Origin of the sequence: Streptomyces lydicus (assembly GCF_004125265.1) — a bacterium.
GTDB classification, from domain to species: domain Bacteria; phylum Actinomycetota; class Actinomycetes; order Streptomycetales; family Streptomycetaceae; genus Streptomyces; species Streptomyces lydicus_C.
The window spans coordinates 2,238,765-2,261,497 of sequence record NZ_RDTE01000003.1; the positions used below are offsets into that span (position 1 = coordinate 2,238,765).

The following is a 22,733-nucleotide window of genomic DNA, read 5'->3' on the forward strand; positions in this document are numbered from 1 at the left end:
CCGGTCAGATCCGGTATCCCGAGCCGGGGACCGTGACGATCACCGCGGGCTCGCCGAGCTTGCGGCGCAGCGTCATGACCGTGACCCGCACGACGTTGGTGAACGGGTCGGTGTTCTCGTCCCAGGCCTTCTCCAGAAGCTGCTCGGCCGAGACGACCGTGCCCTCGCTGCGCATCAGGACTTCCAGCACCGCGAACTCCTTCGGGGCGAGCTGGACCTCCTTGCCGTCGCGGAAGACCTCACGGCGATTGGGGTCGAGCTTGATGCCGGCCCGCTCCAGGACGGGCGGCAGCGCGACGGTCGTACGGCGCCCGAGAGCACGGACCCGGGCGGTCAGCTCGGTGAAGGCGAAGGGCTTGGGAAGGTAGTCGTCCGCGCCGATCTCCAGGCCCTCGACGCGGTCGCTGACGTCGCCGGAGGCGGTGAGCATCAGGACCCGGGTGGGCATCCCCAGCTCGACGATCTTGCGGCAGACATCGTCGCCGTGGACGAGCGGAAGGTCACGGTCCAGCACCACGACGTCATAGTCGTTGACCGCGATCCGTTCCAGGGCGGCAGCGCCGTCGTAGACCACGTCGACCGCCATGGCCTCCCGGCGTAGTCCGGTGGCCACCGCATCGGCGAGCAGCTGCTCGTCCTCGACGACGAGAACACGCACGTCGCTAGTCCTTCCTCAGGGCCCTTTCGGGCAGGCACAACAATGTCTTCAGAGCTCTTCCATCCTGCCCCGAAGAGCCATAAACCGGCGGTAAGGGGGGTGCAGAGGGGTGGAGGGCCCCGGGGCGGCACCCGACGGGCAGGATTCCCGGGCGGGTTGAGGTTTCCCTGAGGTGAGGGGTGGGGAGGACGACTGCACACCCGCGATCACGCCCTGTTTCTTTCGGCTACCCGCCTTGAACTGATCCATCGCAGGGACCACGCCGTGATCGAACCGCCCGTCGGCACACCCCCGTGCCCACCGACCCACGACGAGGGGGCGCAATGGACGCGTTCACCGCAGGCATTTTGCAGCGTATAGAGAACACCGAAGCCGATCTGGACCGGGCCCGCGCTGCGGGCGACGACTTCCTCGCCGAGGTCGAGCAGGCAGAACTCGAGGACCTGCAGCGACTGGCGACCGAGCACGGCGTGCGGTACGGAGCGGTCAGCAACGCCTGACCCCGCCCGGCCTACGACGAGAGCGCCCCGGCATCCATGGGGATGGTGCCGGGGCGCTGTCGTGTCCGGACCGGGTCCGTTGCCCGGACGCGGGTCCGGTCAGTCGTGCCAGGCGCCGAGCTCGTCCAGGAGCGGCTGCAGCCGCTCGAAGAGGGCCGGGGAGGCGGCGACGGTCAGCTCCTGGGAGACCGGCTTCCCGGGGCGGCCCCCGGTGAGCGCCCCGGCCTCGCGGGCGATCAGGGCGCCGGCCGCCATGTCCCAGGGGTTCAGACCGCGCTCGTAGTAGGCGTCGAGCCGGCCGCAGGCCACATCACACAGGTCGATCGCGGCCGAGCCGCCGCGCCGGATGTCGCGGACCTGCGGCAGCAGCGTGCGCACCACCTCCGCCTGGCCGGCCCGGCGCTCGGCGAGGTAGCCGAACCCGGTGCCGACGAGCGCCTGGGAGAGCGGCGGGGCGGGCCGGTGGCGGATGCGCTCGCCGTTGTTGAACGCGCCACGGCCGACGACGGCCTGGTAGGTCTCGCCGCGCATCGGGGCGGCGACGACCCCGACGACCGCCTCGCCGTCCTTCTCGGCCGCGATGGACACCGACCAGGCCGGCAGCCCGTAGAGGTAGTTCACGGTGCCGTCCAGGGGGTCGATGACCCAGCGGATGCCGCTGGTGCCCTCGGTGCTGGCACCCTCCTCCCCCAGGAAGCCGTCGTCGGGGCGGTGCTCCCCGAGGAAGCCGGTGATCAGGTTCTCGGAGGCGAGGTCCATCTCGGTGACGACGTCGATGGGGCTGGACTTGGTGGCGGCCACACCGAGGTCGGCGGGCCGGCCGTCGCGCAGCAGCGCCCCCGCGCGGCGGGCGGCCTCCAGGGCCAGGTCGAGGAGTGCGTCGTACAGCGCGTCGCTCTGCGCCGGGGCGGTCTGGGGGGCGTCGGGGTGCAGCGGGTCGGGCACGATGCTCCTTGCTCGGACGAGCGGTGATCGGGGGGATCGGGGGCGGGCGTGAGTGTCGGGGCCTATGCGGGGGCCCGGTCGGCCGGGCCGCGCCAGTCGGCCCCGGCGGCGGCCGGGCGCGGTGTGCGCGCGGGGCAGCAGCCGACGGGGCACAGGTCGTGGCCGGCACCGAGGGCGCCCAGGGCGCAGCGCTCCGGGGCGGCGCCCCGTTCGGCGGCCGCGCGCTCCAGGAGGAGGTCGCGGACGGCCGCTGCGAACCGCGGGTCGGCGCCCACGGTCGCCGACCTGGCGACCGGGAGTCCCAGCTCGGCGGCCTTGGCGGTGGCTTCGGTGTCGAGGTCGTACGTGACCTCCATGTGGTCGGAGACGAACCCGATGGGAGCCATCACGACGGCCGGGACGCCGGCGGCGTGCCGCTCCTCCAGGTGATCGCAGATGTCCGGCTCCAGCCACGGGATGTGCGGGGCGCCGCTGCGGGACTGGTAGACGAGCCGCCAGGGGTGGTCCACACCGGTCTTGGCCCGGACGGCGTCCGCGATCAGTTGCGCCACATCCAGGTGCTGGGCGACATAGGCGCCGCCCACGCCGTCCTGCGTGTGGTCGGCGGGAGTGCCGGAGGTGTCGGCCGCGGCAGTGGGGATGGAGTGCGTGGTGAAGGCGAGATGGGCACCGTCCTGCACCTCCCGGGGCAGGGCCGCGAGGGACGCCAGTACGCCGTCGACCATCGGCCGGACGAAGCCGGGGTGGTTGAAGTAGTGCCGCAGCTTGTCGACCCGGGGCAGCTCCAGGCCCTCGGCCTGCAGGGTGGCGAGGGCGTCGGCGAGGTTCTCGCGGTACTGCCGGCAGCCCGAGTACGAGGCGTAGGCGCTGGTCGCCAGGACGGCGATACGGCGGTGGCCGTCCTGGACCATGGTGCGCAGGGTGTCGGTCAGGTAGGGCGCCCAGTTGCGGTTGCCCCAGTAGACGGGCAGGTCCAGTCCGTGCTCGGCGAAGTCCTTGCGCAGTGCGTCCAGCAGTTCCCGGTTCTGGGCGTTGATGGGGCTGACGCCGCCGAACAGGAAGTAGTGCTGCCCCACCTCCTTCAGGCGCTCACGGGGGATGCCGCGGCCGCGGGTGACGTTCTCCAGGAACGGCACCACGTCGTCGGGGCCTTCGGGACCGCCGAAGGACAGCAGCAGCAGGGCGTCATACGGGCGGGGGTCGCACTGTTCGGGCATGCCATCGATCCTGCCACCCTTCCCATGGGTGCGGCGGGCAGGTCCCGGCGCGGGGAGGACCGGCCGCTTCGGCAGGCGATGGCGGAAATTCGGAGGCGTCCGGCGGCATACCGCCCGTAAGCTGTATCGGCCCTTGTCATTCCTTACCGACCTTTCGGTCCTCACCGGCGGAGCACCCCCGTTGCCCAGTCCCTACCGCGCCCTCTTCGGCCGCCCCGGCACCAAGTCGTTCTCCGCCGCCGGGCTGCTGGGCCGGATGCCGTTGTCGATGCTGGGCATCGGGATCGTCACGATGATCTCCCAGCTGACCGGCCGCTACGGCCTGGCCGGCGCCTTGTCCGCGACGATCGCACTGTCCGCCGCGGTTCTCGGCCCGCAGATCTCCCGGCTGGTGGACCGGCACGGCCAGCGCCCGGTGCTGCGCCCGGCCACCCTGGTGTCGGTCACCGCGGTCGCCGGACTGCTGCTGAGCGCGCAGCAGCGCTGGGCGGACTGGCTGCTGTTCGTCTTCGCGGCCGGTGCGGGGTGTGTGCCGAGCGTGGGGGCGATGATCCGGGCACGCTGGGCCGAGCTCTACCGGGGGTCCCCGCGGGAGCTGCACACCGCGTACTCGTGGGAGTCGATCGTCGACGAGATGTGCTTCATCGTCGGGCCGATCCTGTCCATCGGCCTGTCCACCGCGTGGTTCCCGGAGGCCGGGCCGCTGCTGGCCGCCGGCTTCCTGGCCGCCGGTGTCTTCTGGCTGACGGCGCAGCGGGCGACGGAGCCGGTGCCGCATCCGCGCGAACAGCACACCAAGGGGTCCGCGCTGCGCTCACGGGGGCTGCAGGTGCTGGTGGTGACGTTCACGGCCACTGGCGCGATCTTCGGGGCGGTCGACGTGGTGACCGTGGCATTCGCCGAGGAGGCCGGGCACAAGGCGGCGGCCAGTCTGGTCCTGGCCGTCTATGCGCTCGGCTCGTGTGCGGCCGGCGCGGTCTTCGGCCTGCTCCACCTCAAGGGGCATCCGTCCCGCCGCTGGGTGGCGGGGGTGTGCGTGATGGCCGTGAGCATGGTGCCGCTGCAACTGGTGGGCTCGCTGCCGCTGCTGGCCGTCGCGCTGTTCGTCGCCGGGCTGTCCGTCGCCCCGACGATGGTGACCACGATGGCGCTGGTCGAGGAGCATGTGCCGCGGGCGAAGCTGACCGAGGGCATGAGCTGGACCAGCACCGGCCTGGCGGTGGGCGTCGCACTGGGGTCGTCGGCCGCCGGCTGGGTGGTGGACGCCGCCGGGGCCGCCCGGGGCTATCTGGTGCCGGGGGCGGCGGGCCTGCTCGCCGCGCTGGTGGCCTTCGCGGGCTACCGCAGGCTCCGCCCGCAGTCCGTGACCGCAGCGGCAGGACCGGCCGCGGCGGGAGGCCTGCCCGGCCCGACCGGACCGACCGGCCGGACCGATCCGGCCACGGAGCGACAGGGCGAGGAGAGCGTCGCGTAGGGGGCCCGGCAGGGGCCTCGCGCCCCCGTCCGCACAGCCCCGCCACGCCCGCCCTCCCGCCGGTCCGCGCGAACCCCTCCCTCCCGTCAGGGAGTTACCCGCGGTACGGCATATCCGGGAGCCGGGGCGGTACAGGCCCGTTGCGCGCTGCTGTGATTCCCGTCACCCCGCCCTGACGGAGCGTCGGCTCCTGGCATCATGCGCTCAACAACGGCGGCCGGACACGGCCTGCCCGCGCTGAGGGAGGGGACGTCACCATGGCAGTCAGCAACGCCGCCGGCGGCTCGGGAGGGCGTGGTCCGACCATCGGGCCGTGGCGCAACTGGGCGGGCAATGTGACCGCCCGCCCCGCCCGGACCGCGGCCCCGGCGAGCACCGAGGAGGTGGCGGCCGTGGTCCGCACCGCGGCGGCGGACGGACTGACGGTCAAGGCCGCCGGCACCGGCCACTCCTTCACCCCCGCGGCGGCCACCGACGGGCTGCTGATCCGCCCCGAGCGGCTGACCGGCGTCCGCTCGGTCGACCGCGAGGCCGGCACGGTGACGGTGGCGGCCGGCACCCCGCTCAAGCACCTCAACGAGACGCTGGCCGCACACGGATTGTCGCTGACCAACATGGGCGACATCATGGAGCAGACGGTCTCCGGGGCGACGTCCACCGGCACCCATGGCACCGGCCGCGACTCGGCGTCGATCGCCGCCCAGACCACCGCCCTGGAACTGGTCACCGCCGACGGCTCGGTCCTGACCTGCTCCGCCGGGGAGAACCCCGAGGTCTTCGCCGCGGCCCGGCTGGGCCTGGGCGCGCTGGGCGTGATCAGCGAACTGACCTTCGCCGTGGAACCGGAGTTCCTGCTGACCGCCCGCGAGGAGCCGATGCCCTTCGACGAGGTGGCGGACCGGTTCGACGAGCTGGTCGCCGAGAACGAACACTTCGAGTTCTACTGGTTTCCGCACACCGGCAGCTGCAACACCAAGCGCAACAACCGCAGCCAGGGTCCGGCGGCACCGCCCGGGAGGGTCAGCGGCTGGGTCGAGGACGAGCTGCTGTCCAACGGGGTCTTCCAGCTCGCCTGCACCGTCGGACGGGCGGTCCCGGCCGCGATACCGCGCATCGCCAAGATCTCCAGCCGTGCCCTGTCGGCCCGTACGTACACCGACATCCCGTACAAGGTGTTCACCTCCCCGCGGCGGGTGCGGTTCGTGGAGATGGAGTACGCGCTGCCCCGGGCGGCCGCGGTGGCGGCACTGGGTGAACTCAAGGCCCTGGTGGAGCGCTCGGACTTCAGGGTGAGCTTCCCGGTGGAGGTGCGGACCGCGCCCGCCGACGACATCCCGCTGTCCACCGCTTCGGGCCGGGACACCGTCTACCTCGCCGTACACATGTACCGCGGGACACCGTACGGAGCGTATTTCGCGGCCGCCGAACGGATCATGACGGCACACGAGGGGCGGCCGCACTGGGGGAAGCTGCACACCCGCGACGCCGCCTATCTTGCCGACGCCTATCCGCGGTTCGGGGAGTTCACCGCGCTGCGCGACCGGCTGGACCCGGAACGCCGCTTCGCCAATGCCTATCTGCGGCGGGTCCTGGGGGACTGACCGACGACGGCCGCGGCCCGGCGCCCGGGGTGGGCGCCGGGCCGCGGCCGCTGCGGGTCCGCCTCGTCCGGACGGTAACTGCCGGACCGGAGCCGGCTCAGGAGGCGCCGGGACCGGGGGCCGGCCCGCCGGACGACTGCCCGTTCGGGGGATCCGCCTGGTCTCCGCTACCGGCCGGAGAGCCGCCGGAGCCGGTGGGTCCGTCACCGGCGGAGCCGCTCGGGGACGGGTCCGGCGACGAGGACGTGCCGGGATCCGGCGAGGTCTTGCCGCCGTCGGACGGGCTCGGGTCCGGCGACGGCGTGCCGCCGCCCTTGTCCGTACCGGTATCGCTGCCGGTGTCGCCCGAGTTGCCCGGATCCGGGCTCCGGCGGTCTCCGCCGCCGTGCCGGCCGCCGCCGTCCGGAGAGTGACCGGAGCCGGGCGACTGCGGGGAGCGGTGCTGCTGGCGGCCCCCTCCCCCGGTGTGGGTGAGGTTGCTCAGCGTCGTGCCCTGTGCCCCGCTCGGCGTCTGCCCGGTGATCAGCTCGGTGCCGGTGACCACGCCCATGGCGAGCGCGAAGACCGCGAGCGCACCGAGGGTCGGCCGCTTCCAGCCGCGCAGCCGGGTGCCGTACGTCGCGGTGCTCAGCTCCTCGGGCGGGCCGGCCGGGTGCCGCGCGGCCGGAACACCGGCCGGGCGGGCGGCCGCCTGCCCCAGCGCCATGGTCCGCTCGTCGAGGCGCGGCACCAGTTGTGTCCGGTCGGCGGACCGCTCCGGGCCGTTCCCGTCCGCCGCGCGCAGGGCGCGGGTCGCCTCGGGGTCGGCGGCGCGCAGCAGCCGCGTCGGGGCATCCGCCGGCGGGGCGGGGTGGGCGCCTGCCGGGTCGCGCAGGCGGACCTGCTCGGCCCGCGGGATCAGCTGCGTACGGGCGGTGCCGGGCGCGGACGTCCTGGCGGCGACGGAGGTGACCTTGTCCTCCGTCCCCTCCTTGTCGAAGGTCGGCAGCACCATCGTGGGCCCGGCCTGCCGGACGTCCGGTGTGGTGGATCGAGTGCGGGCGGCGGAGGAGCGGCGCGGCTTCGGCCGGGTGGTGACCGTCGCCTCCTTGAGCTGTTCACCGGTGCGCCGGAACAGGTGCTGGAACACCGAGCCGCCCGTAGTGGCCACGACACTGACCACGCCGGCGCCGATGATGGTTCCGTAGACGCCGAGCCGGCCCGCGAGGTACGCCGCGACCGCCGCGGCGAGCGCGCTGCCGGCCACCTGAGCAAGGCTCAGGTCTATCCGCCTCTCCTTCTTCTTCGTGTCGCTTTCGGTTTCTTCGTCCATCTCCAACCTTTGATAGCCCCTTCGATCCATCCTGCATGGAGAAGTGACCATTCGGCGGAGCCAAAAGTTCCGATTTTGGGGAATCTGTGAAACTCGCCACCGACACGCCAGGTAGAGAGATCGACAAGACGACCCAACTCCGTTGTCCGCCCAGAAGTTCAGCGGCGCGGCGGTCCACCTCAGTGGTCCGAATGGAGTACTGTGGCGAACCCTGGCCCCGGTTCCCGTCCGGCTGCCCGGAACCCATGGGAGGGGGCCATGAAGGCGGCACTCACACCGGGGCGCCGCCGCTCGGTACGGGTGAACGGCGACAGGACAAGCGGCATGGTCACTGAGCGTGGCGAACAGGTAACCGTGTCATAACGGCGTTTCAGGGCCAAGCCCCGACACGCCGGGCAACTCGGCAATGTTGTGGCAGGCTGCACCCGGGCAGGCCACACTCGACTAGCGGAAGCAGCGACGCGAGTGACGTCGGCAGGCACCACCCGGGAGGTCCCCATGCCCGAACTGCGTGTCGTGGCCGTCTCCAACGACGGCACACGGCTGGTGCTCAAAGCTGCGGACAGCACCGAGTACACGCTTCCGATCGACGAACGGCTGCGCGCCGCCGTCCGCAACGACCGTGCACGGCTCGGCCAGATCGAGATCGAGGTCGAGAGCCACCTGCGTCCGCGGGACATCCAGGCCCGTATAAGAGCCGGTGCCTCCGCCGAAGAGGTCGCCCAGCTCGCGGGCATCCCCGTCGACCGGGTGCGCCGCTTCGAGGGCCCGGTGCTCGCCGAGCGCGCCTTCATGGCCGAGCGGGCCCGCAAGACTCCGGTACGGCGCCCCGGCGAGAACACCGGTCCGCAGCTCGGCGAGGCGGTGGCCGAGCGGCTGCTGCTGCGCGGCGCCGACAAGGAGAGCGTGCAGTGGGACTCCTGGCGCCGGGACGACGGCACCTGGGAGGTGCTGCTGGTCTACCGCGTCGCCACCGAACCGCACTCGGCGAGCTGGACGTACGACCCGCCGCGGCGTCTCGTCCAGGCCGTGGACGACGAGGCGCGGGCGCTGATCGGCGAGAGCGACGACACGCCCGAGCCCAGTTTCCCGTTCGTGCCGCGGATCGCGCGGCTGCCGCGCGACCGGCCGCTGGACCGCGCGTTGGACCGGCAGACGCCCGAGCGCGGCGAACGCACGGCATCCTCCGGTGACGAGGACGGCGAGCCGCGGGTCGCGGAGGAGGCCGTCGGCGAGCGCGATTCGCTGACCAGCCTGTTGGAGGCGGTGCCGAGCTTCCGCGGCGACATGGTCGTCCCGGAGACCGTGAAGTCGGCGCAGAGCGACGAGGAGTCCGAGGCCGAGGTCGAGGAGCCGCCCGCCCCGGCGGCCAGTGCGGGCGCGGGTTCCGCGTACGCCGATGTACTGATGCCACGCGCGGTGGCCGGCCATCGCGACCGGCTGACCGGGACGACGGACCGGCAGGCCGAGGCGGACGGTGTACGCCCCGGCCGCCGCGCCGCGGTGCCCAGCTGGGACGAGATCGTCTTCGGCACCCGCCGCAAGAAGCCGGAGTAGCGGAAGGGCCCTTGAGGCCTTTCCCGACGTGTATCGCGCCGTCCGCCCGCCCCTGGAACTCAGGGAGCGGGCGGACGCCGTGGTGCGACGCCCCGTTACGGGTCCCTGTGGCAGCTCAGCCGGGCTGCGGGCCGGTGGCGACGGGGCGGGCCGGGTCGGCCGACCACTCGCTCCAGGAGCCGACGTACAGGGCGGCGGGGACACCCGCGACCGCGAGGGCCAGTACCTGATGCGCGGCGGAGACCCCGGAGCCGCAGTACACACCGACCTCCGCCTTCGGCGTGGCGCCCAGCGCCGCGAAACGCTCGGCCAGTTCCGACGCGTCGCGGAAGACGGTGCCGCCCTCGACGACGTTCTCGGTCGTGGGGGCGGACACGGCGCCCGGGATGTGCCCGGCGACCTTGTCGATGGGCTCGACCTCACCGCGGTAGCGCTCGGCGGCCCGCGCGTCCAGCAGGACCCCGCGGCGGGCCACGGCGGCCGCGTCATCCGCCCGCAGCAGCGCCAGGCCGCCGGGCACCGGGGTGAAATCACCTTCCCGCGGAGTCGATTGATCGACACTCAGGGCGCCGCCGGCCGCCTCCCAGGCAACGAGGCCGCCGTCCAGGACGCGTACGTCGGGGTGGCCGGTCCAGCGCAGCAGCCACCAGGCGCGGGCGGCCGCCCAGCCCTGGCCACCGTCGTAGACGACCACCGGACGGTCCGCGCGGACGCCGGCGGCCCGCATGGCCTCGGTGAAGACATCGAGATCGGGCAGCGGGTGCCGGCCACCCGGACCGGGCGGCGAGGCCAGCTCGCTCTCGAGGTCGACGTAGACCGCGCCGGGCACATGACCGGCCTCGTACTCGGGGCGACCGGGCGGGCCGCCCATCTGGTAGCGGACGTCCAGGAGGACCGGAGCGGTGGGCCGGTCCAGCTCGCTCGCGAGTTCGGTAGCGGTGATGATGGCATTCATGGGACTCATCCTTGCGTAGCGACGGCTACGTACAGAAGGTAGGCACCCACCCTCCGTATGACGCAGTTACGTCCTTCCGTAACGCCGCAGAGGCGGATCGGAAACGTCAAAGCGGGCATTCTCCCTCGCGAACCGGCCATGGACGGCGCGGCCGGGGCGCTCACCAGGTCACCGGGTGCGAGCATCTGCTCGGGACCCGCGCCCGTGGCGCAGAGGGTCAGCACCCGACGCTCCGAGGAGAGAGTGACAATGACGACCGAGGCAGCGACCCGGCGGATGCCCGGCGCGCCCTGCTGGGTGAGCCTCCTGGCCCACAGCCTGTCCGCGACGCAGGAATTCTACGGCGCGCTGTTCGGCTGGGAGTTCCGCCCGGGACCGCAGCATTTCGGTCCCTACGCCCGGGCCTTCCTCCACGGCCGGGAAGTCGCCGGGCTCGGCGAACTGGCGCCCGACCGCCATCTCCCGGTCGCCTGGACCACCTATCTGGCGAGCGATGACGCGGACGTGACCGCCGAACAGATCCGTTCCTGCGGCGGGACGGTGGGCGTCGGGCCGCTGGATGCGGACGACGACGCGGGGCGGATGGCGATCGCCTCCGACCCGCAGGGCGCGATCTTCGGCATCTGGCAGGGCAGGTCGGTGGCGGGTACCTCGATCACCGGTGAACTGGGCACCCCGGCATGGAACGAGCTGGTCACCCGGGACACGAGCTCCGTCCTGACCTTCTACGAGCATGTCTTCGGCTACGAGGCGGAGCCGGTGATCTCGGCGAACTTCGACTACCTGACGCTGCATCTCAAAGAGCACCCGGTGGCCGGTATCCACGGCGTGGGCAACGCCCTGCCGCGCGACCGGGGTTCCCACTGGATGACGCACTTCGCCGTCTCCGACACGGACGCGGCGGCCCGCCGGGTCACCGAACTGGGCGGCCAGGTGCTCCAGCCCGCCCGGGACTGTGCCCGCGGAAGGCTGGCGACGGTCTGCGACAGCGAGGGCGCCGTCTTCACGATCGCCCAGCGGAACTGAGGGACAGTCACACCCGGATCCGCCCCGCGGCCGGGCCTACTTCGCGCTGTCGACCGGCAGGACGTCCGGGGAGAGCGCGGCCGCCCGGGCGGCCGCCGAGGTCTGGCGGCGACGGTGGTGACGCCGGCACAGCACCTCGTAGCCGACCTCGGTGTGCGGGCCGTCCACGTCGCCGACGACATCGCCGACCACGACCTGAGCGCCCTCGACGACCATCCGGCCGTCGACCGTACGGGCGTTGTGCGTGGCGCGGGCGCCGCACCAGCACAGCGCCTCGACCTGCAGCACCTCTATGCGGTCGGCCAGTTCGACCAGCCGCTGGGAGCCGGGGAACAGCTTGCTGCGGAAGTCGGTGGTGATGCCGAAGGCGAAGACGTCCAGTTCGAGGTCGTCGACGATGCGGGCGAGCTGGTCGATCTGTTCGGGGACGAGGAACTGTGCCTCGTCGGCGATGACGTAGTCGACCCGGCCGCCGGCGGAGAGACGGTCGACGACATGCGTGTAGAAGTCCATGCCGTGCGCCGCCTCGACGGCCTCGGTCACCAGACCGAGTCGGGAGGAGAGCTTGCCGTGGCCGGCCCGGTCGTTGCGGCTGTAGATCATGCCTTGCAGACCGCGGGAGGAGCGGTTGTGCTCGATCTGCAGCGCAAGTGTCGACTTTCCGCAGTCCATCGTTCCGGAGAAGAACACCAGCTCGGGCATGGAGTGTTGCGGGCCTTTCGGGGTCGTACGGAAGGGTGGGGGGCGTGCGGGCGGCGGGCCGCGCGGGTCAGGTGCGGACTTCCAGGAGCGGCACCAGCTGCTCCACCGGGGTCATCGAACCGTGCATCCCGACCATCTCCGATTCACGGGGCTCCCGTTCGGTCGCGATGATCACCATATCGGCGTGTGCGGCCGCGACGACATCTCCGATCCGGGCACGCACCCGGTCGTCGACGGACGGTCCGAACCACCCCGCGGCGATGGCCTCTTCGCGGCTCGCCACCCACATCTGCTCACCCACCACCTCGCGCCACACGGCGAGCACATCGGCGGCCGCGCCCGGGTGGGCGTACACATGGCGGGCCCGGCCCTCGCCCCCCAACAGGCGTACGCCGGCGCGCAGTTCCCAGTCCTCGTCGAAGTCGATCCGGGACTCGGGGTCGAAGGGGATGTCGATCATGCCGTGGTCGGCGGTGATGTACAGCGCACTGCGCGGCGGCAGTTGCTCCGCCAGCCGCTGGGCGAGCCGGTCGACGTACATCAGCTGGCCGCGCCAGGCGTCGGAGTCGACGCCGTAGCGGTGCCCCTTGCCGTCCACCTCTGAGTAGTACGTGTAGACCAGCGAACGGTCACCGGCGGCAAGCTGCTCGGCAGCGAGGTCCATCCGCTCCTCGCCGGACAGCCGGCCGTGGAAGGTGCCGCCGCTCAGCGCGACCTGGGTGAGCGGGGTGTGCTGGAAGCTCGGCGCGGAGACCTGGCAGGTGTGGACACCGGCGGCGTCCGCGCGCTGGAAGACCGTCGGATACGGCTGCCAGACATGCGGTTCCGTCCACGGGTACCAGCGCAGCTGGTTCATCAGGGCGCCGGTGGCCGGGTCCTCGCAGGTGTAGCCGGGCAGGCCGTGGGCGCCCGGCGGCAGGCCGGTGCCGACCGAGGCGAGCGAGGTGGCGGTGGTGGACGGGAAGCCCGCGGTGAGCGGGCGGCCGCTGCCGTTGAACGACGTGCCCAGGAGGGAGGTGAGGAACGGCGCCTCCTCCGGATGGGCCCGCAGCAGTTCCCAGCCGAGGCCGTCGATCAGGAAGACACAGGCGCGGTCGGCGGGCGCCAGCTCCATCGAGGTGGCGAGGCCGGTCATGCCGAGCCCCGTCGCGATGGTGGGCAGCAGGTCGGCGAGCGAGCCGGTGCCGTACTGCGGCACCGGGGCGCCGAGCGGGTCGAGCGGTTCGGGTTCCGGCCAGGCGGGGGCGATGTGGACCATCAGCGGGGCGAGGGGGTGGCCGCGGTGGCCTCGGAGAGCGCCTGGGCGAAGGTGAGCGTCTCGCGCACCGAGTCCGGTCCGTCACCGGCCTCGCTGACCCGCAGCGAGAGGTCGTCGGCGGTGGAGGAGCCCGTGTAGCCGTGGTCCGCCTCGCAGTTGGGGTCGCCGCAGGCGGCGGGCTCCAGGTCGAGGCGGGCGACCGCGCCCCAGCCGATGGTGAGCACGACCTCGCGGGGCAGCCGGCCCGGGGTGTACGACTCGGGGTTGGCGACCACCCGGCTGAGTACCACGGAGGAGATCCGGCTCAGCTTGACGGATTCCGTGGAGGTGGTGGCGTACGGCGACGGGGAGGTGGCGTCGGCGGCCTGCTCGTCGGTGTGACTGACGATGAAGCGGGTGCCGGTCAGGACCAGGACCGTGACATGGCGGCGGACCTCGTTGGCGTCGAAGGTCGTCTCCTGGTGGACGAGGTACGACGTCACGGGCTCGCCGCCGACCGCGGCCTGCACCGCCTCGGCCACGAGCGTCGGGTAATAGCCGCTGCGCTCGATCGCCGCGCGCAGCCCCTGGGTCGTCGTACCGGTCTTAGCCATGGGGTCCATCTTACGGGGCGTACCGGGCCGCGAGAGCCTCAGTAGACGGGCAGCCGGCGGGGGCCGAGGTCAGTGGTGGCGGGGGCCCTGGCCAGGCGCACGGTCGCCCCCAGTACGGAGAGGCCGTGTGCGGCGACGACGACCGGTTCGAGGTCGACGCCGACGACCTCGGGGTGGTCGTCGACGAGCCGGGAGACGCGCAGCAGCACCTCGGCCAGGGCCGTGGTGTCCACGGGCTGGGAGCCGCGCCAGCCGAACAGCAGCGGGGCGGCGCGGATCGAGCGGATCTGTTCGGTGACCTCGCGGTCGGTGGCGGGGATGAGGCGGTGGGCGGTATCGCCGAGCAGCTGGGAGGGCGCCCCGGCCAGGCCGAAGGAGAGCACCGCGCCGGCGGCCGGGTCGATGGCGGCACGGATGACCGTGTCGACGCCGCGCGGCACCATCGACTGGACGACCGGGCGCAGCTCCTCCGGAGAGCCGAGGAAATTGGTCAATTCGGCATAGGTGCGGCGGAGTTCGGACTCACCGGCGATATCGAGACGTACTCCGCCGAGGTCCGCGCGGTGACGCAGATGGGGTGCGGTGGTTTTCAGGGCCACCGGATAGCCGAGGCGGGCGGCGGCGCGGACGGCGGTGTCCGGGTCGGGGGCCGGTAGGACGGGCTGGGTGCGGATGCCGTAACGGGCGAGCAGGGCCTCGGCGTCCTGGGGCGGTACCCGGACGGAGCGGCCCGTGGGGGCGTCCGGGGTGAGCCGGTCGAGCAGGCGCTCGATGTCGGCGCCGGCCGCCGCCTCCTGGATGTCGTCGTATGCGGGCACCCGGCCCGGCTCGGCGGCCTCCCGGCGCCATGCGGCGTAGCGCACGGCCTCGGCGAGGGAGCGCACGGCGCGCTCGGCGGCGGGGTAGGCGGGGATACGGAGGGGCGCCGGGCGGGGCCGCGACGGGCCGGCGGCGGCGCCATGGGCCGGCTCCGGCCGGCGTGCGGCGAGGGTGGGCGGTGGGCCCGGGGGGATCGGGGGGCGTGAGCGGTTCGCCGGGGGGTGCGGGGGCCGTGGGGGCCGCAGGGGTTCGGCGGACCGGGCGGACGCGGGGGCCGGACCCTCGGGGCGGACCGGCTCGCCCCGGGCGGGCGCAGCGGGCGCGGGCGACTGCGCGGGTGCCGGTGCCGGTGCCGGTGCCGGTGCCGCGAGTGTCTCGGCCAGATCGTCCATGGCGAGGTGGACGACCGTTACCGGCTTCTGAGGATGCGCCTCGGCCGCGGTCCGCAGCGCGGCGGCGAGTGCGGCGCCTTCGCTGTCGGCGGGCGAGACGGCGGCCCCCTCCCCCACCCAGGGGATGGCCGTGACGACCACGGCATCGCAGCCGTCGCTGGACAGGGCCTCGGCGAGGGCGGCCCGGAAGTCGTCCGGTGTCGCGGCGGAGGGCAGTACACGGGGGCTCTGCGGGCGCAGCCCTTCGGTCAGGCAGGCATCGTAGGCGAGCAGCGCCAACGACTCGGAGTTGCCGAGGATGGCGATGCGCGGGCCGGCCGGAAGCGGCTGGGAGGCCAGCAGCAGACCGGCGTCGATCAGCTCCGTGACCGTGTCGACGCGGATCACGCCGGCCTGGCGCATCAGGGCGGCGACGGTGCTGTCGGGGACGCGGACCGTGGGCACGGCGTGGCCGGGCGGAGCCGTGCCGTTGTGCCGGGCCCCCTTGGCGACCACGACCGGTTTCACGGCGGCGGTGCGACGGGCGAGCCGGGCGAATTTGCGCGGGTTGCCGATGGACTCCAGGTAGAGGATCACGACATCGGTGTCCGGGTCGTCGTACCAGTACTGGAGCAGGTCGTTGCCGGAGACATCGGCGCGGTTGCCGGCCGAGACGAAGGCGGAGATGCCGGCGATCCCGCCGTCACCGGGGCCGCGCGCATGCAGTCCGCTGAGCAGAGCGATACCGATCGCACCGGACTGGGTGAACAGGCCGATGTGGCCGGAGCCGGGCATATGGGGGGCGAGGGAGGCGTTCAGCCTGACGTCGGGGGCGGTGTTGATGAGGCCGAAGGCATTGGGCCCGATGAGCCGCATCCCGTACGAGCGGGCCTGGTGGAGCAGGGCGCGCTGCCGCTCCCGGCCGTCCGGGCCCGCCTCGGCGTAACCGGAGGACAGGATCAGCACGCCCTGGACGCCGTGTTCGCCGCAGTCGCGGACCACGTCGGGGACGCTGTCCGCGGGCACGGCGATGACGGCGAGATCCACCGGGTCGGGGATCTCCCGCAGGGAGCGGACGGCCGGCACCTCTTCGGGCTGCAGCCGCCGCATGTCCTCGGGGAAGGCGTGGTTGACGGCGTGCACCCGGCCCGTGAAGCCGGATTCCAGGAGGCTGCGCAGCGCGGTGCGCCCGACACCTCCGGGGGCGCGGCCGGCCCCGATGACGGCGACCGAGCCCGGGGCGAGCAGCCGCTGTACGGAGCGGGCCTCGGCGCGCTGCTCGCGGCCGCGCATCACGGCCATGGACTGCTCGGTCGGCTCCAGATCGAACTCCAGGCGGACCACACCGTCTTCGAAGGTGCGCTTGTGGGTGTAGCCGGCGTCCGTGAAGACCTTGATCATCTTGGAGTTCGCGGGGAGCACCTCGGCGGCGAACCGGCGGATGCCCCGCTCGCGGGCGACGGCCGCGATGTGTTCCAGGAGGGCGGAGGCGACACCGCGGCCCTGGTGGGCGTCCTGGACGAGGAAGGCGACCTCGGCCTGGTCGTCCTCGGGGCTCTTGGCGGGCAGCCCCTGGTCGTTGATCCGGTCGTAGCGGACGGTGGCGATGAACTCGCCGCCGACGGTGGCGGCGAGCCCTACCCGGTCGATGTAGTCGTGGTGGGTGAAACGGTGCACATCGCGGTCGGACAGGCGCGGATAGGGCGCGAAGAAGCGGTAGTACTTCGACTCGTCCGAGACCTGCTCGTAGAAGGAGACCAGCCGCTCGGCGTCGTCGGGGGTGATGGGGCGGATCCGCGCGGTACTGCCGTCGCGCAGCACCACGTCGGCTTCCCAGTGGGTCGGGTACGCGTGGTCCTGCGGCTTGTGCATGCGGACAGCGTACGACCGGCCACCGACAACCGGCTCGGCGCGCGTACGCTCGGGATGCGGGGCAGGCTGAGGAGGCCGTACGGACGTATCCCCGGTCGGCCTACCGGCTGTTCCTTGGGGAGCCCAACGGCCGCAAAAGGCCAGGGTAAAGGGCTGCCCAGCACTCCCGGCAGCGTGAGAGACTGGTCTAGACAACAGTCACGACTTTGAAGGGCAACACCATGGCAGAGCGCCGCGTCAATGTCGGTTGGGCCGAGGGCCTGCACGCCCGCCCCGCGTCGATCTTCGTCCGTGCGGCCACCGCCTCCGGCGTCCCCATGACGATCGCCAAGGCTGATGGCAACCCCGTCAACGCGGCCTCCATGCTCGCGGTCCTGGGCCTGGGCGCCCAGGGCGGTGAGGAGATCGTGCTGGCCTCCGACGCCGAGGGCGCCGAGGAGGCGCTCGACCGTCTGGCCAAGCTCGTCGCCGAGGGGCTCGAGGAGCTCCCCGAGACCGTCTGAGTCCCCCGGGACTCCTACTGCGACGGCCCCGTCGCGGCAACCGGTGACCGGTTGCCGCGACGGGGCCGTTTCGCTGCGCCGGGGCCTTGGCCGTACCGGAATCTCCCCCGTACCGGAGTCTCCCCCTGAGCCTCCCCACCGGAACCCGCTGGCCGTGCCCGGGACATCGGAGACGACACCTCGATATCGGGGACACAAGAAAAAGCGTGCGTTATTCAATTACTCCGACGGCGCATCCGCGGCAGCACTCATAACGCGCAGCGCGTATTTGAGCACAGCGCGCATTCCATCGCAGCATATATGGCGGCACATGCAGCGGCACATTTACACGCTGAATGCAGATGGGGATGAAACTTCAATCTCGCCCGCTCCCCAGCCCCCTTCCGCACTTCTTTGTATACGGGGCGACTGTTAAGGGCGGGCACGTGCCGTGTTGACGGGCGGTTTCGGATCCCTCACCTCCGTGTTGGCGGGGCGCCGGAGCCGGTACACCGGGAGCGAGCGTTCGACATGAGCCGCCATCAGGGCACGGGCCCGTTCAGCGTCCCCCCGGGCCACCGCGTCCAGCACCGCGCCGTGTTCGTCCCACGACTCCCCCGTACGGGCGGGCAGTTCCACGGCATACATCCACTCGATCTTGCGCCGCAGCTGGGTCAGCAACGCCGTCAGACTGGTGCTGCCGGCCGCCTGGGCCAGCGTCTCGTGGAACCAGCCGTCCAGTTGGCGCAGATCCGCCGGGCTGCCGTGACGGGTCCGCTCGCGGCCGAGCCGTACCAGGCCACGGAGCACCTTGAGGTGGGCCGGACTGCGGCGGGCGGCCGCGCGGGCGGCACCCAGCGGCTCCAACAGCGCGCGGACGTCGAGGAGGTCGGCGGCCTCCTGCTCGGTGGGCTCGGCGACACAGGCGCCCGCGTGGTGGCGAGTGGTGACGAACCCTTCGGACTGCAGGGTCCGCAGCGCTTCACGGACCGGCACCCTGGAGACGCCGTACCGGGCCGCAAGGATCTCTTCGATCAGCCGGCTCCCCGGCGCCAGCGCACCGGAGACGATGTCATCGCGAATCGCCGTGCACACCGCATGAGCGGAAATATGGCCTCGCATCTTCCGTGCCTCCGCCGAAATCCCCTGGAAACGCCGCCGCTCGGCGCCTTTTCCGTGACTCTATTCGACCGGAACGGCTTTTCGGCGGGCTCCGATTATTCATGGAAAGTTTTTGGCCGGAAGTTGGCGGAAGGGCAAGGCGTATCCCCAGCACACCGGCCGCGGGGCCGGATACGCCGAAGCCCCGGCCGTGGAGCCGGGGCTTCAGGAGGACGCTCGGCGCGGCGCGGCCCCTGCGAAGGGCGCGGGCGGGCGAGGCGGAAGGTCAGACGTTGACGCCGTGCGAGTGCAGGTACGCGACCGGGTCGATGTCCGAGCCGTAGTCGGCGCCGGTACGGGCCTCGAAGTGCAGGTGCGGGCCGGTGGCGTTGCCGGTGGCGCCGGAGAGGCCGATCTGCTGGCCCGGGGTGACGTGCTGGCCGACCGAGACGCCGAGCGACGACAGGTGACCGTACTGGGTGTAGGTACCGTCGCTCATCTTGATCACGATGTTGTTGCCGTACGAACCGCCCCAGCCGGCCTCGACGACGGTGCCCGTACCGACGGCGTGGACGGAGGTGCCGGAGGCGGCGTGGAAGTCGATGCCGGTGTGGCTGCCCGAGGACCACAGGCCGCTGGAGGCCTTGTACGAGGTGGACACGTAGGAGTCGGCAACGGGGGCGACGAAGGTGTTGAGGCGCTTGCGCTCCGCTTCGCGGGCGGCGCGCTCCTTGACCTTGCGGGCGGCCTCGACGCGCCGCTTGGCCTCCTCGGCCTGCTTCTTGGCCACGGCCTCGGCCTTCGCCTTCGCCGCCGCGGCCTCCGCTTCGGCCTGCTGCTCGTCGGCCTGGGCCGCGACGTGGTTGGCGAGCTCGTCACCGAGTACGACGGCATGCTGCAGGCCGGTGTCGTGGGTGCGGGCCTCGTCCGTGGCCGCCAGCGCCGGCGAGGCCACGGAGGCGACCACGCCGCCGGCCGCGAGGGTGGCTATGCCGGCGACGTTGCGGGTCGTCCGAACGGGGCGGCTCGTACGACGGTGCTTCCCGGTGGCACGGATGAACGCCATGTACTGGCTTGTCCTTTCCCTCCTTCTCGCCTACCGGGTTAGCTGACGGGTTCGGAGCAGGAAGGTCTCCTACGGGCTCCTCCGGAGGGGAGTCCGATTCACCCCAAGGGACTCTGGGTCCCCGGCTCCCCTGGCTCGCGCCGTACGGGGATTCGGCGATGACTGTCCGGTGCCACGGTTGTGGCGGACTTGTGACGAACAGCCGGACCGACGCTAAACGGGGCAACTTTCAATCGGCAAACAGATCCGCTTTTTTGTGCGGGATGCCACAAGAACCGAGGCACCGGCCGCAATAAACCGGACATACGGCAACTCCCGTGGCAGACCACCGCCACGGGAGTTGCTTTGTCGATATGTGACCTTCCGTCACACGGTGACGCTAGCCGCCGACGACCGTCACCTCACCGATGCCCAGCGCCTTGATGGGTTCGGCGATCTGCGCCGCATCGCCCACCAGGACCGTCACCAGCCGGTCCACGGGGAAGGCGTTGACGGCCGCCGCGGTTGCCTCCACCGTGCCGGTCTCCGCGAGGCGGACGTACAGCTGCGCCTGGAAGTCATCCGGCAGGTGCTGCTCCACCTGGTCGGCAAGGGTGCCGGCGACGGCTGCCGCGGTCTCGTACTTCAGCGGCGCGACCCCGACGAGGTTCTGTACGGCGACATCCCGCTCGTCGTCCGTCAGCCCCTCTGCCGCAAGGGTGCGCAGCACATTCCACAGGTCGTCGAGCGCCGGGACGGTGGAAGCGGTGTCCACCGAGCCGCTGATGGCGAGCAGCGAGGCGCCCGTGGCCCCCTCGGGGGACGTGGGAGCGGTGGAGCGAAGCACCTGGCCGAAGGCACGCACCCCGTAGGTGTAGCCCTTCTCCTCGCGCAGGACACGGTCCAGACGGGAGGTGAGGGTGCCGCCCAGGCAGTACGTGCCGAGGACCTGCGCGGGCCACACCCGGTCGTGCCGGTCGGCGCCGATACGCCCGATGAGCAGCTGCGTCTGGACGGCGCCGGGGCGGTCCACGATCACCACGCGGCCGGTGTCGTCGGCGACGATCGGCGAGGCCTTCAGCGGCTCGGCCGACGAGCCGCGCCACGCGCCGAGCGTCTCGGCGAGCGCGGCGTCCAGGTCGACCCCGGTGAAGTCACCGACGATGACGGCAGTGGCCGTGGCGGGCCGTACATGGGCGTCGTAGAAGGCGCGGACGGCCGCGGCATCGACGCGCCCGACGGTCTCCTCCGTGCCCTGGCGCGGCCGTGACATACGGGACGTGGCCGGGAACAGCTCCTTGGACAGCGCCATCGCCGCGCGCCGGGCCGGGTTGGCGAGCTCGTGCGGGATCTCGTCGAGACGGTTGCGCACCAGCCGCTCGACCTCGCTCTCCGGGAAGGCGGGAGCGCGCAGCGCGTCGGCGAGCAGGCCGAGCGCACGCGGCAGCCGGGACGCCGGCACCTCGAGGGACACCCGTACGCCGGGGTGGTCGGCGTGCGCGTCCAGGGTGGCGCCGCAGCGCTCCAGCTCGGCGGCGAACTCCTCCGCGTCGTGCTTGTCGGTGCCCTCCGACAGGGCACGCGCCATGATCGTGGCGACGCCGTCCAGGCCCTCGGGTTCGGCCTCCAGCGGAGCGACGAGGTTGATCTCGACCGCGACGACCTGCTGGCCGGGGCGGTGGCTGGTCAGGAGGGTGAGCCCGTTGGGCAGTTGGCTGCGGTCGGGGGCCGGGAAGGCCCACGGCCTGGGCGCGCCGCCCTGGGGCTGCGGGTGAAAGTCCATGCTGCTCACGGGGGAATCGGCGTGGGTGGTGGCGTCGCTCACTGGTCCGCCTCCCCTTCCTCGGTGTCGGCGGCGTCGGTCGGCTCGGTGGGCTCGTAGACGAGCACCGCGCGGTTGTCGGGGCGCAGCCGGGCCTTGGCGACCGCCTGCACCTCCTCGGGAGTGATGTCCAGAACGCGCTGTACGGCGGTCAGCGCCAACTGCGGGTCCCCGAACAGGACGGCGAAGCGGCACAGTTCGTCGGCGCGGCCGCTGACCGTGGCCAGCCGGTCCAGCCATTCGCGCTCCAGCTGGGCCTGTGCCCGCTCCATCTCCTCCGGGGTCGGGCCTTCGGCGGCGAAGCGGGCCAGCTCCTCGTCGACCGCGCGCTCGATGCCGGGGACCTCCACGCCGCCGGACGTCTTCACGTCCAGCCAGCCCAGCGAGGGCGCGCCGGCCAGCCGCAGCAGGCCGAAGCCGGCCGCCACAGCACTGCGGTCACGGCGCACCAGCCGGTTGTACAGGCGAGAGGACTCGCCGCCGCCCAGGACGGTCAGCGCGAGGTCGGCGGCGTCCGCCTCACGGGTGCCGTCGTGCGGCAGACGGTAGGCCGACATCAGGGCACGTGCGGGCACGTCCTCCTCGACGACCTCCCGCAGCTCGCCGCCGATGACGTCGGGCAGCGTGCCGTCCCGCGGGGGCTGCTTGCCGTCGTGCCCGGGGATCGAGCCGAAGTACTTCTCGACCCAGGCCAGCGTCTGCTCGGGATCGATGTCGCCCACGATCGACAGGACGGCGTTGTTGGGCGCGTAGTAGGTGCGGAAGAACGCCCGTGCGTCCTCCAGGGAGGCGGCGTCCAGGTCGGCCATCGACCCGATGGGCGTGTGGTGGTACGGGTGACCCTCGGGGTACGCCATGGCCGTCAGCTTCTCGAAGGCCGTGCCGTAGGGGACGTTGTCGTAGCGCTGGCGGCGCTCGTTCTTGACGACGTCGCGCTGGTTCTCCATGGACTCGTCGTCGAGCGCGGTCAGCAGCGAGCCCATCCGGTCCGCCTCCAGCCAGAGCGCGAGCTCCAGCTCGTGGGCGGGCATGGTCTCGAAGTAGTTGGTGCGCTCGAAGCTCGTGGTGCCGTTGAGCGAACCGCCGGCGCCCTGCACCAGCTCGAAGTGACCGTTGCCCTTCACCTGCGCGGACCCCTGGAACATCAGGTGCTCGAAGAGGTGAGCCAGGCCCGTGCGGCCCTTGACCTCGTGGCGGGAACCGACGTCGTACCACAGGCAGACCGCTGCGACCGGGGTCAGGTGGTCTTCGGAGAGCACCACGCGCAGGCCGTTGGCCAGCCGGTGCTCGGTCGCTGTCAGTCCGCCGGAGCCGGCTTGTTCTGTGGCCGTGTGACCCATGGGCATGTACGTCCCTTCGATCCGCTTGCGAGGAAGTTCTGTCACTGTATGCAAGCGCGTCGGCATCTGGCGAAGTCACCGGG

The 22,733-nt window shown here is 72.3% G+C and carries 19 protein-coding genes and 1 riboswitch; of the genes, 6 read left to right on the plus strand and 13 right to left on the minus strand.

Features of this window, described 5'->3' with window-relative positions; all coding sequences use genetic code 11:
- Window positions 1-4: 4 nt before the first annotated feature.
- Window positions 5-658 (minus strand): response regulator transcription factor, encoded by a 654-nt coding sequence (locus D9V36_RS12320; protein ID WP_030062975.1) that lies wholly within the window; start codon window positions 656-658, stop codon window positions 5-7.
- A gap of 323 nt (window positions 659-981) precedes the next feature.
- On the opposite strand from D9V36_RS12320, the gene D9V36_RS40905 reads away from it, so the two are divergent.
- On the plus strand, window positions 982-1,158 hold the full coding sequence (locus D9V36_RS40905) for a hypothetical protein (protein WP_006602631.1): 177 nt from the start codon (window positions 982-984) through the stop codon (window positions 1,156-1,158).
- Between the two features lie 99 nt (window positions 1,159-1,257).
- On the opposite strand, the gene D9V36_RS12325 is transcribed toward D9V36_RS40905, so the two are convergent.
- Together D9V36_RS12325 and D9V36_RS12330 are read right to left on the minus strand one after the other, a co-directional pair.
- Entirely contained in the window at window positions 1,258-2,103 is an 846-nt protein-coding gene (locus D9V36_RS12325; protein ID WP_129293805.1) for an inositol monophosphatase family protein, read from the minus strand.
- A gap of 62 nt (window positions 2,104-2,165) precedes the next feature.
- Window positions 2,166-3,320 carry a ferrochelatase gene (locus D9V36_RS12330; protein ID WP_129293806.1) on the minus strand — a complete coding sequence of 385 codons (1,155 nt, stop codon included), beginning with the start codon at window positions 3,318-3,320 and terminating at the stop codon, window positions 2,166-2,168.
- Window positions 3,321-3,501: 181 nt separating this feature from the next.
- Between D9V36_RS12330 and D9V36_RS12335 the strand changes: the two genes are divergently transcribed.
- Both D9V36_RS12335 and D9V36_RS12340 read left to right on the plus strand, forming a co-directional pair.
- Window positions 3,502-4,794, plus strand: a complete 1,293-nt coding sequence (locus tag D9V36_RS12335; RefSeq protein ID WP_129293807.1) for an MFS transporter — start codon at window positions 3,502-3,504, stop codon at window positions 4,792-4,794.
- 257 nt (window positions 4,795-5,051) lie between these two features.
- Window positions 5,052-6,395, plus strand: coding sequence for a D-arabinono-1,4-lactone oxidase (locus D9V36_RS12340; protein ID WP_129293808.1), 1,344 nt, complete (start codon window positions 5,052-5,054; stop codon window positions 6,393-6,395).
- A 97-nt stretch (window positions 6,396-6,492) separates the two neighbouring features.
- Here the strand turns inward: D9V36_RS12340 and D9V36_RS12345 are convergent, their stop codons facing one another.
- Entirely contained in the window at window positions 6,493-7,707 is a 1,215-nt protein-coding gene (locus D9V36_RS12345; protein ID WP_129293809.1) for a hypothetical protein, read from the minus strand.
- A 498-nt stretch (window positions 7,708-8,205) separates the two neighbouring features.
- Between D9V36_RS12345 and sepH the strand changes: the two genes are divergently transcribed.
- On the plus strand, window positions 8,206-9,264 hold the full coding sequence (gene sepH / locus D9V36_RS12350; protein ID WP_129293810.1) for a septation protein SepH: 1,059 nt from the start codon (window positions 8,206-8,208) through the stop codon (window positions 9,262-9,264).
- A 115-nt stretch (window positions 9,265-9,379) separates the two neighbouring features.
- Here sepH and D9V36_RS12355 read toward each other — a convergent pair whose 3' ends face one another.
- Window positions 9,380-10,219 (minus strand): sulfurtransferase, encoded by an 840-nt coding sequence (locus D9V36_RS12355; RefSeq protein WP_129293811.1) that lies wholly within the window; start codon window positions 10,217-10,219, stop codon window positions 9,380-9,382.
- Window positions 10,220-10,468: 249 nt separating this feature from the next.
- Between D9V36_RS12355 and D9V36_RS12360 the strand changes: the two genes are divergently transcribed.
- Complete coding sequence (locus D9V36_RS12360) at window positions 10,469-11,245, plus strand: VOC family protein (protein ID WP_129293812.1); 777 nt, start codon at window positions 10,469-10,471, stop codon at window positions 11,243-11,245.
- A gap of 36 nt (window positions 11,246-11,281) precedes the next feature.
- Here the strand turns inward: D9V36_RS12360 and D9V36_RS12365 are convergent, their stop codons facing one another.
- From D9V36_RS12365 to D9V36_RS12380, 4 genes are all read right to left on the minus strand, one after another.
- A complete protein-coding gene (locus tag D9V36_RS12365; RefSeq protein ID WP_129293813.1) occupies window positions 11,282-11,947 on the minus strand; it encodes a thymidine kinase in 666 nt (221 codons plus the stop codon).
- Between the two features lie 67 nt (window positions 11,948-12,014).
- Complete coding sequence (locus tag D9V36_RS12370; protein ID WP_129293814.1) at window positions 12,015-13,205, minus strand: alkaline phosphatase family protein; 1,191 nt, start codon at window positions 13,203-13,205, stop codon at window positions 12,015-12,017.
- Window positions 13,205-13,798, minus strand: coding sequence for a DUF5998 family protein (locus D9V36_RS12375; RefSeq protein ID WP_129293815.1), 594 nt, complete (start codon window positions 13,796-13,798; stop codon window positions 13,205-13,207). The genes D9V36_RS12370 and D9V36_RS12375 overlap by 1 nt, the downstream gene beginning before the upstream one ends.
- A gap of 38 nt (window positions 13,799-13,836) precedes the next feature.
- A complete protein-coding gene (locus D9V36_RS12380; protein WP_129293816.1) occupies window positions 13,837-16,860 on the minus strand; it encodes a GNAT family N-acetyltransferase in 3,024 nt (1,007 codons plus the stop codon).
- A gap of 221 nt (window positions 16,861-17,081) precedes the next feature.
- Here D9V36_RS12380 and D9V36_RS12385 point away from each other — a divergent pair, with 221 nt between their 5' ends.
- Window positions 17,082-17,363: an HPr family phosphocarrier protein gene (locus D9V36_RS12385; protein ID WP_030990508.1), complete on the plus strand. Its 282-nt coding sequence runs from the start codon at window positions 17,082-17,084 to the stop codon at window positions 17,361-17,363.
- A 411-nt stretch (window positions 17,364-17,774) separates the two neighbouring features.
- Here the strand turns inward: D9V36_RS12385 and D9V36_RS12390 are convergent, their stop codons facing one another.
- From D9V36_RS12390 to D9V36_RS12405, 4 genes are all read right to left on the minus strand, one after another.
- Window positions 17,775-18,464, minus strand: a complete 690-nt coding sequence (locus tag D9V36_RS12390) for a GntR family transcriptional regulator (protein ID WP_129293817.1) — start codon at window positions 18,462-18,464, stop codon at window positions 17,775-17,777.
- 265 nt (window positions 18,465-18,729) lie between these two features.
- On the minus strand, window positions 18,730-19,509 hold the full coding sequence (locus D9V36_RS12395) for a M23 family metallopeptidase (RefSeq protein WP_129293818.1): 780 nt from the start codon (window positions 19,507-19,509) through the stop codon (window positions 18,730-18,732).
- Window positions 19,510-19,521: 12 nt separating this feature from the next.
- A riboswitch (cyclic di-AMP (ydaO/yuaA leader) is annotated at window positions 19,522-19,677 on the minus strand.
- Between the two features lie 211 nt (window positions 19,678-19,888).
- Window positions 19,889-21,271, minus strand: a complete 1,383-nt coding sequence (locus D9V36_RS12400; protein ID WP_129298370.1) for a M16 family metallopeptidase — start codon at window positions 21,269-21,271, stop codon at window positions 19,889-19,891.
- Window positions 21,272-21,309: 38 nt separating this feature from the next.
- Window positions 21,310-22,650, minus strand: coding sequence for a M16 family metallopeptidase (locus D9V36_RS12405; RefSeq protein WP_129298371.1), 1,341 nt, complete (start codon window positions 22,648-22,650; stop codon window positions 21,310-21,312).
- Window positions 22,651-22,733 lie beyond the last annotated feature (83 nt).